This window comes from Enterobacter sp. 22466, from assembly GCF_052044775.1.
Lineage (GTDB): Bacteria > Pseudomonadota > Gammaproteobacteria > Enterobacterales > Enterobacteriaceae > Enterobacter > Enterobacter dissolvens.
Genome location: NZ_JBQENX010000004.1, coordinates 1 through 15,438 on the forward strand (window position 1 = coordinate 1; position 15,438 = coordinate 15,438).

Here is a 15,438-nt window from a genome sequence, read left to right on the forward strand (position 1 = left end):
TAATTTCCATACGAATCTCAAAAGTGATCATAAGCTCCCCTGTATTCAGAGGAGCAGATTAACCCCTGGATCAATTTTCAACCGCTGGGGTGGATCAGTTTTGCACCGTTGGTAACACCTCCGAGAAATAGCATCACAGCACGGTATCAGCGAAGGCGCTATCCGTAAGCGTGCCAAGCGTGACGACTGGTCGCGTGACCTCAATGCGAAGATTCAGCAAAAGGCTGACGATCTGGTACGCAAACAGGAGGTACGCAAACAGGTACGCAACGAAAGCACTTTGACCGAGCGCGTACTGATAGAGGCGACTGCCGAGGTGATTGCCACGGTACGCATGGAGCACCGGGGAGACATCCGCCGGGCTCGCGAACTGACAAACATGCTATTCGATGAGCTGGCGGGTGAGTGTGGCGATGTTGCCGCGCTTGAGATGCTCGGTGACCTGATGCGCCGTGAGGATGACAAGGGCCAGGATAAGCTCAATGATCTGTACCACAAAATAATCAGCCTGCCTTCCCGTGTTAAATCCATGAAAGACCTTAGTGACAGCCTGAAGACGCTGATCGGCCTCGAGCGTGAGGCGTACAGCATCGAGAATAAGGCGGAAACGAAAGAGGTAACGCATAACGTCATGCTGGTACCAACCAGTGACAGCGTGGATGACTGGGAAGCAGCAGCGCAAAAACAACAGGGCGGGGTTCTCGGTGGATGAATTACAAAGCTGTATGGAAGCCACTGCCTGGGTCGCAGTCTCTCGCGCTGAGTTGCCCGTGTAATGAGATCCTGTTCGAAGGCACTCGCGGCCCGGGAAAGACCGCTGCGCAGTTAGCCAGGTTCCGGAGAAATGTCGGAGTGGGCTATGGCTCGTTCTGGCGCGGCGTCATCTTCGATACCGAATATAAGAACCTTGCCGACATCATCACTCAGTCGAAGCGTATGTTTCGCCTGTTCAACGACGGCGCACGCTATCTGTCATCTGCGAGCGAGTTGCGATGGGTATGGCCTACTGGCGAGGAGTTGCTCTTCCGCTTCGGCAAAGAGGCGGACGACTACTGGGATTTCCACGGGCAGGAATTCCCGTTCATTGGCTTTAACGAGCTGACTAAACAGCAGTCACCGGAATTCTACGAAATGATGTTCTCCTGCCGACGTTCATCGTTCAGGCCGGAAAACTACCCGCTGGATAATGGCAAGTTACTGAGGCCGATCCCGCTGGAGACGTTCAGCACGACCAACCCGTTTGGCATCGGGCATACCTGGGTGAAGAAACGCTTCATTGAGCCAGCGCCGCGCGGAACCGTGCAGCGCGACCGGCAAATGGTATTTAACCCTCAAACTGAGCGAGAAGAGGAAATCACGCTGACCCGCGTGGCAATCCACGGCTCGTTTAAAGAAAACCCGTACCTCGACCCGCAGTACATCGCGACCCTGATGGCCATCAAAGACCCTAACCGACGCAAAGCGTGGGTAGAGGGCTCCTGGGATGTGACCAGTGGCGGGCGATTCGACCACCTGTGGAATGAATCGCTGCACGTCATTAAGCCATTCCGCATACCGGATAGCTGGACAGTTGACCGCTCCCATGACTGGGGTGAGTCGAAGCCGTTCTCTAATCTGTGGTGGGCTCAGGCTGATGGCACTGCCGCCGAGCTGCCTGATGGTCGGCAGTTCTGCCCGCCGGCAGGGACGTTAATCCTGATCGGAGAATGGTATGGCTGCCCGCCTGATGAGCTGAACAAAGGCCTGAATATGTCATCCACCAACGTCGCGAAAGGCGTGGCGTGGATTGACAAGCGGCTGGTGGGCGAAGACGTCGACGAGCCGGAAGAGATTCAAATAGACGGTGTTACGCAGGGCCAATTGAACGTTGTTCCGGGAATATGCTCGGAAGTTATCCCGGGCCCGGCTGATAGCGCCATTTTCAATACCGGTGACGATGAGTTGTCGATCGGCCAGAAAATGGAAAATCAGGGTGTCGAATGGCTTGAAGCCAATAAGAAGCCAGGCTCACGAGTTAACGGGGCCTCGGTATTTGCCGACATGCTTGAGGCTGTAGTTGAAGGTAAGAAGCTGGAATCTGGAATCCCTGAGAAGCCTGCCTTTTACGTGTTCGAGCATTGCCGTGGCTGGACTAGCCGCATACCAGTGCTGGTTCGCGACAGCAAAAATCCAGATGACGTAGATACCCAACAGGAAGACCACGACTGGGATGCTACCCGCTACCGAGTACTGCACTCACCACAGAAAATTACCGGCATGTTGGTGCGCTCGCGCTGACGGAGGAAACCGTGAACGAATGCGAAAATAAACAACTCGCCACGAATGCCAGCATCGACCGCGAGCGGATGCGTTACGTCAACGCACTGTTCAATGGCACCAGTAATACCAAGCGTAAGCGCCTGTATCAGGAGTTTGGGTACCCGCAGGATCTCTGCTTCGATGACTTTTACCGGGCATACCGCCGCAATGCCATCGCTGGCGCCGGAGTGGCGCGCATGGTTGATGGCTGCTGGGAGGATTACCCGGACGTTTACGAAGGCGACCAGACTAAGGATGCCACACAGCAGACACCCTGGGATAAGAGGGTCAATAAGCTGCTTAAACGCTGCTGGAAGCAGATTAAGGGCGCTGACAAACGTAACCTAGTGGGCCGTTACTCAGCGCTGCTCATCCTGGTTAAAGACAGTAAGCCCTGGTGGGAACCTGTCGATAAGGCGATGGTCGGCAGACTCCAAGAAAGGGCGCTCGTCAGGCTAATCCCGGTCTGGGAGGCTCAGCTCGACCCTGTCAGTTATAACGAGGACCAGAACAGCGAGGACTACGGTGCTGTTAGCATGTACTCATTTACCGAGATACCGGTTCAGCAGCAACGCAGTGGCCAGCCCGGGCGAATTATCAACGTTCATCCTGATCGCGTCATCATCCTGGCGGAAGGTTCAGATGACGGAAGACTGGATTCCGGCGAGTCTCTGCTGGAAGAGGGCTTCAACAAGCTGATGGATCTTGAGAAGGTATCAGGCGGCGCGGCGGAGGGGTTCCTGAAGAATGCCAGTCGGCAGCTCAATTTTAACTTCAGCGCCAAGACAAGTTTTGCGCAGCTGGCAAGAGCGCTGGGCGTTAGCGAGGCGCAACTCTCTGAAGGGATGGATGACCAGGTTCGTCGCCTGAATGACAGCACAGATAGCGCCGTCATCATGCAGGAGGGCGATACCAGCGTGCTTTCCGTGGCAGTTGCCGACCCGGAGCCAACATGGCGGACTGCGCTCAATGAGTTCTGCTCCACAGTGCCGATCCCGGTGAAGGTGCTGGTGGGCATGCAGACAGGAGAAAGGGCCAGCACGGAAGATGCGAAGGACTGGGCAAAAACCCGTATGAGCCGACGCAATGGCTTCCTGACCGAAGTAATCACTGAGGTGGTTACCCGCTTCTGGACGCTTGGTTTCATTCCTCCAGCCAGCGGCGAAGAAGTTACAGTGGGATGGTCCGATCTACTGGCGCCGAGCCAGGCAGAGAAGATTGCCAACATGGACAAGCTCGCGGACGTGGCTGTGAAATCAACGAATGCTTTCGGTCGTTCGGCTATCGAAGAGAACGAAATACGCGCTGCTGGCGAACTGCAACCACTGCCTGAGCTTGATGATGAGGTTCCGCCTGATGACAACAAACCAAAGCCTGATCCTCTGGCCGACCCTCAGTCAGAAGCCGAAAAGTCCGGTAATACCACGGTCGAAAGTTGACCCCACTATGTCGCGCAAGTCTGTCAGCAAGATGGAGCGAGACATTGAGGACCGGTATTACGCGATAAAGGTGGCGCTGAAAGCTCTGTTCGACCAGCGCCTGACCGGGCGAGAGCGTGAGGGTAACAGCCATAACTGGCACTTCCTTTGCCACGACAACGGCGCGGACATGCGGCTCTACCAGGTCAACGCCGGCAAGTTCATCTACGACATGTCGGCGCAGGAACTGGCTGACCTGCTGGAAGCGGTGCAGTCTATTCTCGATGATTACCTGCTGGATGGTGGCGAGCAGAACCTGTGGGCGATGGATTACGTCGTCGCAGAAGCTCAGCGCGGCACGCTGGAGGCATTCAACAACCTCTCGCAGCAGTCGCAGATATACGCCAGCCAGACGACGCTCCAGCAGCTTTTAAACAGCCCCGGTCACCTTAACCAGGTGGCGGCGGCCAGGCTGACAACGTTCAGTGACTGGAAGGTCATCAGCGATACCGCCCGCGGCGACCTGACCAACATCATCACCGATGCGGTAGCGCGCGGGGTGAATCCTCTCGAGACGGCCAGCGTCATCAGCAAGCGTCTCGACGTTTCGATGTCGAAGGCCAAGACCATCGCTCAGACTGAACAGGTCGGTGCGCTGCGGCAGGCACAGTGGAATGAAACGGACTGGGCTGCTGACCGGCTGGGGCTTAATACCGGCCTGCTGTGGCTGTCAGCGCTCAAGCCGACGACGCGAACCTGGCACGCCAGCCGTCATGGCAAGGTCTACACCACCGAAGAGGTGAGGGACTTCTACGCTGAAAACGGCAACCGGTACAACTGCTATTGCAGCCAGATTCCGGCGCTGCTCAACGACGACGGCAGCATCTTCAATGAAGGGCTGGCGGATAAGTTAGCTAAGGAAAGAAAAGCTTGGCCTGTACAGTAAATCAGAATAATCTCTAACCTCTTATTAAAAGGAGGTTTTATGATCGATCAGAACACAGTTGTGCATGTAACCTATGGGCAGCAGCAAACCATCATCCTTGGCAAAATTTCGATTTTTGAATATATCGCCCCTCAATCCGCAGGAAGAATGAACCTGACGATTTCGAAGGAAAATGATCATTTTGACCGTGATGAAATGTCAGAACTCATTAAGCGTATGAACGCAATGGTTGAGATCTCTCTAATTAGCGACTCTAGTACCAGCACTTATAAAGTTATCTTAGAAGCCCTCAGTCTAGAGTCGCAAGGCGGATATGAAACGCTAGAAATCGGTGTTCTACGCGTGTAGTTGTACAATTGTTTGAAAAAGGGTCGCTCAGGCGGCCTTTTTTAATGCCTGAAATCCACCAATGAGGACGTAACGTGAAGCTATCCAGCATCCACGTTAAATCCCTCGCCATCAACGCCTCCAACATCTCAACGACCACCATCAACGGCCAGGAACACTACGTCATTCGTGGTGCGGTCCCGATCGTCGATGACATCGTGATGAATGGCGGCCTGTACCCGGCGGAGGAGATTAACAACAGCTACCAGACGATGGAGCGCAAGTTAATGCCGATCGGCCACCCGATGGTGAACGGCAAATACGTCAGCGCCAACGACCCGCAGGCGGTCAACGATTACTACGCCGGGGCATGGGCTCAGAACGTCAGCAAGGCTGGCGGCGAGACCGTACATGATGTCTATGTCAACAAGTCGGTAGCAGAATCGAAGCCTGATGGTCAGCGCCTGATTAGTCGTCTTGATCAGATGATCGCAGGTACAAATATCGAGCCTATTCATCTGTCTACCGGGCTATTGCTGAACAAAGAGCAAAAAGCAGGTGAATCTAAAGGTAAAAAGTACACCTGGATTGCTCGCAATATGCAGTTCGACCATATAGCCATTCTACTCGATGAGCCTGGCGCCGGAACACCGGAAGAGGGAGTCGGCATGTTCGTGAATGCTGATGGACAAGAGGGTGAGGTAGAAAATGCCAGCCTTATAGATGAAGCCAACAGCATGAAAGATGGCTGGTGGAACAAAGTGAAGTTCTTCATCAGCAACGCTTCAGAGATGTCATTCGACGACATCTATCAGGCGCTGCGCATGGCTATCAAGCAGGACGACAAAAAGTGGCGCTATGTCGTCAGCGTCTGGCCTGACCATTTCGTTTACGAAGAGGATGGCGAAAACGCCAAGCCGAAGCTCTTCGACCAGAAGTACCTAATCTCTGACAAGGTCGTAACGCTTGTCGGCGATCCAGTAGAAGTCGTGCGCAAACCAACTGAGTACGAAGTCAAAACCAACGGAGAAACAAACCCGATGAAAGAGAAGATGATCGCCGCGCTCAATGCCGCAGGCGTTAAAACCGAGGGGCTGACCGACGATCAGGTCTGGGATGCCTACAACCAGCAGATGCAGAAGAATGATGGCGGCGGAGACCCGGGCCAGGCTCAGATTAACTCTGATGTGATCACTGCGGCTGTTAATGCGGCGCTCACCCCGCTGAACGAAAAGCTGAGCAAGCTGGAAACTCAGCTGCAGGCGAACGCTGAAAGCGAGCTGAAAACCAAACGTGACGCTGTTAAAGCGAAATTCTCGTTCATGACCGAAGCAGCGGTTAACTCCCTTTCCGGTGACGCGCTGAACGACTTGTACTCACAGTGCCAGACCAGCACCGGTCTGAACCCTGCATTCCAGGGGAATGGCGCTCAGAGTGAAATCCTTAACATGGAGGCACCTGAATAATGGCTCTCGCACCTCGTTTCCATACGGTAATCGCGGGCCCGGCCCGTAAGAATGACCCACAGGTCATTGAAGCAATCATGGCGGCGGCCGTGAAACCCGGCTCACTGGTGATGCTCGACAGCACTGGGAAACTGGCAGTTCACAATGTCGCTGGCGGTGCAGGCGTTGCCCTGGCTCTTCAGCACAACTACATCGGCGGTGGTGACATTCGCGACTCGGTTCCTGCAGGTGATACCGGCGCGGCCATCATGTGCGAAGACGATGTGGATTACCACATGCTGGTCAAAGCAGGCGAAGTGTTGCTGGAAAACGAAGGTCTGGTTTCTGCCGGTGACGGCACGCTGGCCAAGTCGACCACACCAGCCACCGACCAGGTCCTCTTTTATTCACGCGAAAAAATCACCGTTGGCGCAGAAGCTCAGCTCGTGAAAGTTCGCAAATCAGGGAAAGCAACCGCATGAGCATGATCGTATTCAACAAAAAGCTGGTTACTGAATATAACCAGGTAAAGCAGGCGTGGAATCAGCTGCTGATGCAGCGTGAGTCCTTCAACATCAACCAGAACACTATTTCCGCCCAGTATGGCGGCGCACTGGAAGTTAACCAGGCTGCGCTGATCTCCAAAGACTACTGGCGTGAAGTGGATAACATCACTACCCGAGTCTTCCGTAATGACGAAGGCAACGGCCTGCTGGATGATCTGCTCGGTCTCGGTACGCCGATCTCTATCGGCAAGACAGCGGCGCTTTACCGCGTCTCCAGTGACGCGGGCAAGGTTCATCGCACACTGACGGGCCACGTTCCGGAAGAACTGGATAAAGTTATCTACGACGAAGCTGGTGACCCAATCCCGATCTTCAACACCGGCTACAGCCGTGAATGGCGTGAGTGGAACGGCATGCAGTCAGAAAACCTTGACGCAATGGCCGATGACCAGGAAGCGCACGTTGCAGCCATCCGCGAGGATATGGCCGACTACATGCTGTCTGGTGACGCGAAAGTGAAGGTGAAGGGGTATGTCGGCGCAGGCATCACCAACCACGCCAACACCAACCAGGTGGATCTGAGTGCGTCCGGTCTGAATATCGACCTGACCACCGCCACCCCTGACGAGATGGTCGCATTCTTCACCGGCCCGTTCGCTAAGCTCCTGGACGATAACTACGTGCAGGAGAAGGTGAAGGTGTGGGTGTCGCCTGACATCATGCGCAACATGAGCAAACCATATTCCTCCGCTGCCGGCTTCAAAGAAGGCACCGTGCTGGAGTACATCCTGCGCTACGGCCGTATCGAGTCTGTTAACCAGACCTTTAAGCTGACGGGTAACCACTTCATCGCGTACGTGCGCAATTCGCAGTACATCAAGACGCGTATTGCAGCGCCGGTGGGCACCTTCATGATCCCGCGCCAGAATCCGTTCGACAACTACAACACTCTGGTCTGGAGTGCTGTCGGTCTGCAGATTAAGCGCGATTTCAACGGTCGCTCTAAAGTGTTCAACGCACAGGGTTAAGGGGCTTCGGCCCCTTTTCTTCGGGAGAGAGCATGAAAAAGTTAAAAGTCGAGAAGGCTGGTTGCTGGGGAACGATTAACGGCGTATTCCAGCAACTGCCGGTTGGTCATGAGTTTGTTGCGGTTGATGTGCCGCCAGCTTTCGCTGGTCGCGTATCGGTCGTTAGCGAAGTTGAAGAGCAGGAGCTTGAAGTTGCCACACCTGGTGCTGACGATAAACCTGCAGAGCAGGCAGAGCAGGCAGAGCAGGCAGAGCAGGCAGAGCAGGCAGAGCAGGCAGAGCAGGCAGAGCAGGCAGAGCAGGCAGAGCAGGCAGAGCAGGCAGAGCAGGCAGAGCAGGCAGACACCACCGCTAAATCGAAAAAGGCGAAATAACCATGGCTGACCCAATCACAGCGGCAGACGTGCAGGCGTTCCTCGGTGAATTGGGTTACTCCATCCCGGGCGCGCTGTTGGATCCGATCCTCTGCGTGGTGAACAAGATTATCCCGTGTCTCGATGGTGCGGGCTATGACGACTGTACCGCGAAGCTGATCCTGATGTACGCCGCCGCGCTTATGGCTACGTCGTCCGGCGCTCGCCGTATCAAATCGCAGGGTGCGCCGTCTGGCGCGTCCCGCTCGTTTGAATATGGCGACGACAGCATTACCTGGTTGCGCGACTCGTTGGCCCGGCTCGACACCAGCGGCTGCACCAGTGAGTTGCCAATCAGCGCAGGTAATAGTGTCGGCCTGTTCATGGTGGTCGGAGGCTGCTGATGAAGTACAAATCAGTGACGGAAGGCAAGCCGAAGCCTCTCACCCGCGTCTGGGTGGTGACCGACACCTGGCGGGAAACTACCGGCTATGTGAAATCGGACGGCGAGTGGTTCATTCTTTGCGAGCGGATAAGGAATTCCGGCGCAAAGGTTATCAGATGGAGAGGATGAGTAAACTAATGAATGCTGAAACTCTCAGAAGTTTAATAACTTACGATGCCGAAACGGGATTGATTAACTGCAATAAAGGGCGAAGAGGCGTTAAGGAGAATGCGCTTAGTAAATGTGTTGATAGTTGCGGTTATCTTCACATGACAATCTTCGGTAAGAACTACAGATTGCACCGTCTGGCATGGCTATATGCTCATGGGCAATGGCCCAAAGGCAGAATTGATCATATCAATGGCATCAAAACTGATAACCGTCTTTGCAACCTGCGAGAGTGTATCGATGGCGAAAATGCTCGAAATGTTCGCAGGCGAAAAGATAACACCACTGGAGTGACTGGTGTTACGTGGTGCAAGCAAACTGGTAAGTTTCGAGCCCAGATACATTACATGGGCAAGACCAGGCCGCTTGGCAGATTTGACTCATTCATCAAAGCATGGGAAGCCCGCTTGGTTGCAGAGGTTTCGTCAGGTTTGTTCACCGTAAGGCATGGGGCAGAAAATTGAGCAGCGTAGCTTCGTGGTCATATACCGCAAAAGCCACAATCTGGCGCAAGCAGAACGGCGGAACCGACGAATACGGCGATCCAATTAATGGGTACGCCGCACCAGAAGTAATCATGTGCGATTACGAAGGCGGCCTGTCAAAGCGCATCGGCAGCCTGGGCGCCGAAATAGTCGTGAAGAATACCGTCTGGACGGAGTTCGCGCTGGCGGCCGCAGGTGATTACCTGCTGATTGGCGTATCGACCGCAGCTGACCCGGTTGTGGCCGGTGCCGACGAGGTGCGGCAGGTTATTCGCTATGCCGATACGTTTGACCGCCTGGCGGATGATTACGCCATCCTGACAGGAGTTTAGCCATGGGCATCAAAGTGAAGGGCATCAGCCAGGCTAAGAAAAACCTTAATGCTCTGGTTGGTGATATTCAGGGGAAAAAGGTCGTCAGGGCGATGCAATCAGCTTTGATTATCGGCGGATCTCAAGCGGCGCTCTATACCCCGATCGATACATCCACCCTCATCAATAGCCAGTTCCGCGAGATCACTGTAAATGGCAATCGCGTGACGGGCCGGGTGGGTTATTCAGCTAACTATGCTGCATATGTCCATGACCCAAGCGTACCTCAGAACTTCCGCCGGGCGACGGCCAGGAAGGAATTTTTAACCAAAGGGTTTGAAGACACGCAGCGACAGATTGATGCTGTGATCGCCAAGGAAATGTCTCTATGAATCCTCCTATGTATCAGCGAGTCAGGAACATGTTTGGCGATGCCGGTCTTACTACCGGTTTCCTGGTTCAGCTTCTTAGTTTCAATGACCCGAATGATCTTTCGAAAGCGATCATGGTGTTCAGACCAAATGGCGGAACCCCCATCAGAAATGACCTCGGGAACGATAACTATGTCCTGGTCGATGTGATTGGCGCAAAGGACAAAAACCAGGCGGCGGCAACGGCGGCTCAGTCAATCATTGATTATGTCCAGGCCAACCCCATGGCTGACGAATGTGTCGGCTACATCCAGAACATGGGCGCAATTCCCGCGCCGGTGCTCACAGAAGAAGGGCGAATAGTCTTCCGATTGCAATTTGCCTGCACATTTGGCGACTAGCCATTACCAACCAAATAACCCGCTCCGGCGGGTTTTCTTTTATACGTCAAAGAGGAGTTTCACATGGCTGACTGCCCTAACTCGAACGAGCGTCTGTTCGGCGGTGCGATCGTGCTGGAGGTCGCTGACGGCTGCCCTGATGTTAAACCTGAAGAATCAGAGTGGAAATCTCTGGCTGCTGGAACATCAAAGGGCTTCGACTTCAACCCAAACTCGGTTACATCTGATGCGGATGACGGCGGCGGCTATGTCGAAACCATCATCACCAACAGCGATTTCACGATTAGTTTCGAAGGTGAGGTCCGTAAAAAGGACAAGCTTGACCAGTACGGGATCGGAAAGTTCATCACGTATTTTGCTGCACAGCTTAAGGCGAAAAAGCAGCCAGGAATTTGGGTGCGGATGGATTACGGCCCGGTTGAGTTTGTCGGCTACATGACCGTTAATGCCCTGAGCTCTGACGGTGGAACCAACGATATCGTAACGTTCTCAACTGAGTTCAAAGTCGGCGACGCGAGTACCATCGAAGTTAACGAACTGACCGCAGTAGCAGTGACTGGCGTAACGGTAACTCCGACAACCAGCACCGGTACGGCAGGCGGCACCAGCACTTTCACGGTGAACATCGCACCAACCGGCGCAACAAACAAAGACTTCACTGTAGCGACTACCGATGCGACCAAAGCAACGGCTACCGCCTCAGGCAACACCGTTACCGTGACGCGTGTCGCCACCGGCAGCGCGCAGATCATCATCAACACTGAAGACGGAAACTTTGTGGCCGTGCATACGGTTACCGTTACCTAACGGACATTCAAAAGGGCGGCGTGCTGCCCTTGATAATGACCGTTTACTGGAATGCCTATGACCGTTTTAACCGATATTGGCGAAATCTCCGTCAGCGACAGTCGCGAAGGCGGAAAAGATTACCTGCTCCGACCTTCATTTGAGGCCATGACGAGGATCGGCACTCCGGAAGAGATTGTGCAGGCGTACGCCATCATCCATGGCATTGAGGTTTCTCAGCTCACTGAAGCGTGCGCGAGCACTTTTGGACGATTTCCTGAATGGTTATCCCCCTCTTTCAACCGTGCCGCTGAGAAGCTTTTATCCACGTGCATGCAGGTGTTACAGGCGTGCTGCGATGAAGACTTGACGTCCATGATCGGCGAATGGAAAGGGTGGCGACATTGCGTTGTATACCGACCTGGAAAGATGCCGAAGAACGACATCATCGTGCTGGCTCAGCACCTCATGCAGCACGGTATCGTTGGCAAAGCGAAGGTTCGCCAGTTGCAGCGCCACGAAACAGGCGAGCGAACCACTGAATTTAAAGCCTTCGACTACATCAGCGCGGCGCGTAGCCACTTTGGCATGAGTCGTGATGAGGCGTCCAAGCTAACTATGACCGAATTTCAGATGCTGCTAGCGGCGAAATACCCTGAGCAGAAAGGGTTCACTCGCGAAGAGTACGACAGCATCGCCGACGAATATCTGGCTAAACAGGCAGTTCGACGCGAGAATGCGAAAAAGAAGTAACCGACCTTCTATACAACGATACCCTGAGAACAATAAATCATCCTTTTCCGTTGCAACTGTGATGTTCCGGGGTAGGATGTTTCAACTTTTACTAATGGGGAATATGGATATGAAGAAGTTAACTTTAGCATTGCTTGCAGTGGTTTCTTTTGGCGTCGTCGCGGCGGAAGAAATGAGAATTCCAACCGATACCAAAGCCAGTTATACAGTCCTCGATAAAGACATTAATGGAAGTATGGCGACCATAGTCACAAAAAGAGTGGGACCTTCCGGGACCATTTTTACAAAGCGCCTTTATGATTGCTCATCGTGGACCGTGAAATATTTAGGTGAGGGTGAGTCTCTTGAGCAGATGAAGTCATCAAAATCTGATTCAAGAATGGCGAATATAGTTGAAGGCTCAATAGCAGATTACATAGGCCGAAAGGCCTGTCAGTGAGAATGACCCGCTCCGGCGGGTTTTTTTATGCCCGGAGAAAAGCATGGCCAACAGCGAACAGGTTGGGAATATTGTTTATCAAGTCCAGATGGACGTAGCAGAGCTTATTGAGGCACAGCGTAAAGTAAACGATCGGCTTGATAAAATGGGCTCCAATTTCGACCGAGCATCCGGGTCGGTTAGCCGCTTTGAGGGAGCGCTTAATAAAGTAGGAGTGGCGATTGCAGCAGCTTTCACCATCGAGACGGCCAAAAGGCTGATTGCGATTGGTGATGAGATGGCTACCTTGCAGGCCAGGATCACCAGGCTCAGTCCGAGTATTGATACAGCGAAAGAGACTATGTCAGCTCTTTCAGCTATTGCATCACAAACAGGTAACAGCCTTTCTGAAACAGAGCGTTTGTGGGAATCACTGACCACAGCATTAAAAAGCGCAGGTGCAACAAACTCCCAGATCCTTGCTCTTACTTCTACGCTTCAAAAGATAGGCACCATAGGCGGTTCATCCTCTGAGGAAATGGCTAATGCACTTCGCCAGTTCGGGCAGTCAATCGCCGGCGGCACTGTACGAGCCGAAGAGTTCAACTCCATCCTTGAGCAAATGCCAGAGCTTGCTCGCCAGATTGCGTCTGGACTTGGAATATCGATTGGTGATCTCCGCAAGAGAATGCTGGAGGGCAAGTTAACGGCTGAAGATGCCCTTAACGCTATTCAAAAACAATCCCAGTCTGTTAACGAAGAATTCGACAAGATGCCTGTCAATATCGACAGGGCGAAAAATAGTCTGGACGTAGCATTTAAAAACGCCATTAACGACATCAATCAGGCGATTGGCTTGACCTCGACCCTGGCGGGGTTGATGCAAAGTGTTGCTGATAATCTTAATTACTACAATAAAAATGTCGGTGATTCTTCCAGAATGCCGAAGCTTATCAAGCTACAGCAAGAATTAAACTCCGAGCTTAAAGATGGTCAGCGCTGGTATGAGACAGACTCCGTATTCCAGACTCGTCGTGCGCAGGCCGCCGTTCAGTTAAAGCAGGTAGAAGGTGAAATTGCTCACATCAGAGCTAAAGCAGCAAGTGATGCTAAGAACAACCAAGGGTTCAAGACCGAAACAAGCGGAGACGATGCAGCAACATCAAAGCTGGTGAAAAACTCCGAGCGCAGGCTGGCTCTAGCCAAACTGGAAGGAGAGGCAAGAGCAAGACTTCAAGCTCAGTATGATGCTGCCGATGCTGGGGTTACGGATCCGAAACGCATCAAGACCCTTCAGGATGAATATGCGGAGACGTACCGAGTAAACGAGGCAAGAAAGGAAAGCAATAAAACTGGCAAGAAAACTGAGGCGCAGTCCGAATCAATTGCAAATAAGCTTGAAAATTTGCGTCAGCAGTCAGAATTGGCAGCTGATTCAACGGAGGAGCTAAGCAGAGAACAGGCCATATTACGCGCTCAGCAGTCACTGGGTAATTCTGCAACCCAGGAGCAAATCAAAAAGGCCGGTGAATATGCAGCAAAAGCATGGGATGCATCAGCGGCAGCCAAAGGGGTTACTGAAGCACTTAAGGCAATGCCTTTGCAGGCGGAGAATAAATCCTACGCCGAATCCATGCAAAATCTGAAGGCCGCACTGAACGCTGGGAAAATAGATCTCAATGAGTATAACGCTGCCACGGAGAAAATGGCGCTCGAGCACCAGAATAACCTCGCCAAGATTAACGCCCAGGCCACAGTCAATCCGGTAGCTTCTGCCCGAGCCGAAGTTGACCCGGTACAGCAACTGGTGAACGAAAATAACCAGAAGTTAGCCCTGATGCAGCAATATCAGCAGCAGGAACAGGCGATACTCCAGCAAAGTTACCAAAAAGGGAAAATAAATTACGATCAGTTCGTTGCTGCAAAGGCAGCTACCGATGCCCAGTACCTAGCCTTAAAGACTGCGCAGGAAAACCAGTTCAATGAGCAGATGACAGCCGCTCAGTGGCAATTGCTCAGTCAACAAGGTCTTGGTTATGAAATGCTGACAAGCGCGGTGGATGCGTTTTCAGGTAATGCATCCAATGCGTTAACCGGGCTGATCACCGGAACGATGTCAGCGCAGGATGCTATGCGATCACTCGGGAACACGATGCTGAATAGCGTGGTCAATGCGCTAGTCCAGGTTGGGGTTGAGGCTCTCAAAAACTTCATTATCGGGCAGACATTGGGCGCAGCTTCTACCGCTGCTTCTGTCGGTATGGCTACCACGACAGCGGCCGCATGGGCTCCAGCCGCAGCGCTGGCTAGTCTGGCATCCTTTGGCGCAAACTCAGCACCTGCGATGGCTGGTATTGCATCTACCGTTGGGCTTGCTCAAGGACTGGCTTTGGCTGGCGCAAGGTACAACGGCGGACCAGTGTCAGCAGGAAGCATGTATCAGGTCGGTGAGAGAGGGAAGCCGGAGATTTACCAGGCCAGTACCGGTAAGCAGTACATGATACCGGGTGACAACGGCAAGGTAATAAGCAACAAGGATATGGCTGCGGGCGGCGGTGTGAGCGTCATAATCAACGTACAGAATATGACGAGTGCCACATTTGACGCTCAGGCTACTAATAACGGAGATGGTATAATAACCGTGGATGCCATTATTGCTGACTTGAATAATGGAGGTCCTATATCGCAGGCTATTACTGGTAATACAACTGCGAAAAGAACACCTCGAGGTCAGTTATAAGGAGATATGCGTGGTTATTGAGCCAAACGATGTGCAATCAATACCAACAGAGAAAGGCAAGCCTCATAAGCTTTATCCGAACAGGGCAGTAGAGTTTGTATTTACTCTCAAGGACGGCTCTATCATCAAAGGCATTGCTCCTGCTGGAGAGGACCTGGAATTTACCAATAATGGCGATATCGTTGACATAAAAATAAATGTTTACGATGCGCCATCTGGTCCACGGTCAGTTGAATAAT

General features: G+C 52.9%; 19 protein-coding genes. All 19 read left to right on the forward strand.

Features of this window, described 5'->3' with window-relative positions:
• The first annotated feature begins 127 nt into the window (after positions 1-127).
• On the forward strand, positions 128-712 hold the full coding sequence (locus tag ACTJJI_RS12130; protein WP_440654521.1) for a hypothetical protein: 585 nt from the start codon (positions 128-130) through the stop codon (positions 710-712).
• Positions 709-2,277 (forward strand): terminase, encoded by a 1,569-nt coding sequence (locus ACTJJI_RS12135; protein ID WP_440654221.1) that lies wholly within the window; start codon positions 709-711, stop codon positions 2,275-2,277. The genes ACTJJI_RS12130 and ACTJJI_RS12135 overlap by 4 nt, the downstream gene beginning before the upstream one ends.
• A gap of 11 nt (positions 2,278-2,288) precedes the next feature.
• Entirely contained in the window at positions 2,289-3,737 is a 1,449-nt protein-coding gene (locus tag ACTJJI_RS12140; protein WP_440654223.1) for a DUF1073 domain-containing protein, read from the forward strand.
• Entirely contained in the window at positions 3,673-4,662 is a 990-nt protein-coding gene (locus ACTJJI_RS12145; protein ID WP_440654523.1) for a phage minor head protein, read from the forward strand. The genes ACTJJI_RS12140 and ACTJJI_RS12145 overlap by 65 nt, the downstream gene beginning before the upstream one ends.
• A gap of 39 nt (positions 4,663-4,701) precedes the next feature.
• Entirely contained in the window at positions 4,702-5,010 is a 309-nt protein-coding gene (locus ACTJJI_RS12150) for a hypothetical protein (protein WP_440654225.1), read from the forward strand.
• A gap of 74 nt (positions 5,011-5,084) precedes the next feature.
• On the forward strand, positions 5,085-6,455 hold the full coding sequence (locus tag ACTJJI_RS12155) for a DUF2213 domain-containing protein (protein ID WP_440654227.1): 1,371 nt from the start codon (positions 5,085-5,087) through the stop codon (positions 6,453-6,455).
• Positions 6,455-6,916 (forward strand): hypothetical protein, encoded by a 462-nt coding sequence (locus ACTJJI_RS12160; RefSeq protein ID WP_045331687.1) that lies wholly within the window; start codon positions 6,455-6,457, stop codon positions 6,914-6,916. The genes ACTJJI_RS12155 and ACTJJI_RS12160 overlap by 1 nt, the downstream gene beginning before the upstream one ends.
• Positions 6,913-7,968 (forward strand): major capsid protein, encoded by a 1,056-nt coding sequence (locus tag ACTJJI_RS12165; RefSeq protein WP_025913417.1) that lies wholly within the window; start codon positions 6,913-6,915, stop codon positions 7,966-7,968. Before ACTJJI_RS12160 ends, ACTJJI_RS12165 begins: the two co-directional genes overlap by 4 nt.
• A gap of 32 nt (positions 7,969-8,000) precedes the next feature.
• Positions 8,001-8,342 (forward strand): hypothetical protein, encoded by a 342-nt coding sequence (locus ACTJJI_RS12170; RefSeq protein ID WP_440654230.1) that lies wholly within the window; start codon positions 8,001-8,003, stop codon positions 8,340-8,342.
• A 2-nt stretch (positions 8,343-8,344) separates the two neighbouring features.
• The gene (locus ACTJJI_RS12175) at positions 8,345-8,725 is read left to right on the forward strand and encodes a DUF7370 family protein (protein WP_032671064.1); all 381 of its coding nucleotides are present in this window, start codon (positions 8,345-8,347) and stop codon (positions 8,723-8,725) included.
• A 166-nt stretch (positions 8,726-8,891) separates the two neighbouring features.
• A complete protein-coding gene (locus ACTJJI_RS12180; protein ID WP_440654232.1) occupies positions 8,892-9,398 on the forward strand; it encodes an HNH endonuclease signature motif containing protein in 507 nt (168 codons plus the stop codon).
• Entirely contained in the window at positions 9,395-9,751 is a 357-nt protein-coding gene (locus ACTJJI_RS12185; RefSeq protein ID WP_440654234.1) for a hypothetical protein, read from the forward strand. Before ACTJJI_RS12180 ends, ACTJJI_RS12185 begins: the two co-directional genes overlap by 4 nt.
• Positions 9,752-9,753: 2 nt before the next feature.
• Positions 9,754-10,122 carry an HK97 gp10 family phage protein gene (locus ACTJJI_RS12190; protein WP_440654236.1) on the forward strand — a complete coding sequence of 123 codons (369 nt, stop codon included), beginning with the start codon at positions 9,754-9,756 and terminating at the stop codon, positions 10,120-10,122.
• Positions 10,119-10,502 (forward strand): phage tail termination protein, encoded by a 384-nt coding sequence (locus ACTJJI_RS12195; RefSeq protein ID WP_047357454.1) that lies wholly within the window; start codon positions 10,119-10,121, stop codon positions 10,500-10,502. The genes ACTJJI_RS12190 and ACTJJI_RS12195 overlap by 4 nt, the downstream gene beginning before the upstream one ends.
• A gap of 63 nt (positions 10,503-10,565) precedes the next feature.
• A complete protein-coding gene (locus tag ACTJJI_RS12200) occupies positions 10,566-11,309 on the forward strand; it encodes a phage tail tube protein (protein ID WP_112871895.1) in 744 nt (247 codons plus the stop codon).
• A gap of 57 nt (positions 11,310-11,366) precedes the next feature.
• Positions 11,367-12,041: a DUF6246 family protein gene (locus ACTJJI_RS12205; RefSeq protein WP_058681664.1), complete on the forward strand. Its 675-nt coding sequence runs from the start codon at positions 11,367-11,369 to the stop codon at positions 12,039-12,041.
• A gap of 109 nt (positions 12,042-12,150) precedes the next feature.
• Complete coding sequence (locus ACTJJI_RS12210; protein ID WP_049110449.1) at positions 12,151-12,480, forward strand: hypothetical protein; 330 nt, start codon at positions 12,151-12,153, stop codon at positions 12,478-12,480.
• 43 nt (positions 12,481-12,523) lie between these two features.
• Positions 12,524-15,199, forward strand: coding sequence for a tape measure protein (locus ACTJJI_RS12215; RefSeq protein ID WP_440654239.1), 2,676 nt, complete (start codon positions 12,524-12,526; stop codon positions 15,197-15,199).
• A gap of 10 nt (positions 15,200-15,209) precedes the next feature.
• Positions 15,210-15,437, forward strand: a complete 228-nt coding sequence (locus tag ACTJJI_RS12220; RefSeq protein WP_440654241.1) for a hypothetical protein — start codon at positions 15,210-15,212, stop codon at positions 15,435-15,437.
• The last annotated feature ends 1 nt before the right edge of the window (position 15,438 follow it).

Coding starts and splice junctions, on each gene's coding strand:
- ACTJJI_RS12135 (WP_440654221.1), top strand. CDS start 709: ATGAATTACAAAGCTGTATGGAAGCCACTGCCTGGGTCGCAGTCTCTC.
- ACTJJI_RS12150 (WP_440654225.1), top strand. CDS start 4,702: ATGATCGATCAGAACACAGTTGTGCATGTAACCTATGGGCAGCAGCAA.
- ACTJJI_RS12160 (WP_045331687.1), top strand. CDS start 6,455: ATGGCTCTCGCACCTCGTTTCCATACGGTAATCGCGGGCCCGGCCCGT.
- ACTJJI_RS12165 (WP_025913417.1), top strand. CDS start 6,913: ATGAGCATGATCGTATTCAACAAAAAGCTGGTTACTGAATATAACCAG.
- ACTJJI_RS12170 (WP_440654230.1), top strand. CDS start 8,001: ATGAAAAAGTTAAAAGTCGAGAAGGCTGGTTGCTGGGGAACGATTAAC.
- ACTJJI_RS12175 (WP_032671064.1), top strand. CDS start 8,345: ATGGCTGACCCAATCACAGCGGCAGACGTGCAGGCGTTCCTCGGTGAA.
- ACTJJI_RS12180 (WP_440654232.1), top strand. CDS start 8,892: ATGAGTAAACTAATGAATGCTGAAACTCTCAGAAGTTTAATAACTTAC.
- ACTJJI_RS12190 (WP_440654236.1), top strand. CDS start 9,754: ATGGGCATCAAAGTGAAGGGCATCAGCCAGGCTAAGAAAAACCTTAAT.
- ACTJJI_RS12195 (WP_047357454.1), top strand. CDS start 10,119: ATGAATCCTCCTATGTATCAGCGAGTCAGGAACATGTTTGGCGATGCC.
- ACTJJI_RS12200 (WP_112871895.1), top strand. CDS start 10,566: ATGGCTGACTGCCCTAACTCGAACGAGCGTCTGTTCGGCGGTGCGATC.
- ACTJJI_RS12205 (WP_058681664.1), top strand. CDS start 11,367: ATGACCGTTTTAACCGATATTGGCGAAATCTCCGTCAGCGACAGTCGC.
- ACTJJI_RS12210 (WP_049110449.1), top strand. CDS start 12,151: ATGAAGAAGTTAACTTTAGCATTGCTTGCAGTGGTTTCTTTTGGCGTC.
- ACTJJI_RS12215 (WP_440654239.1), top strand. CDS start 12,524: ATGGCCAACAGCGAACAGGTTGGGAATATTGTTTATCAAGTCCAGATG.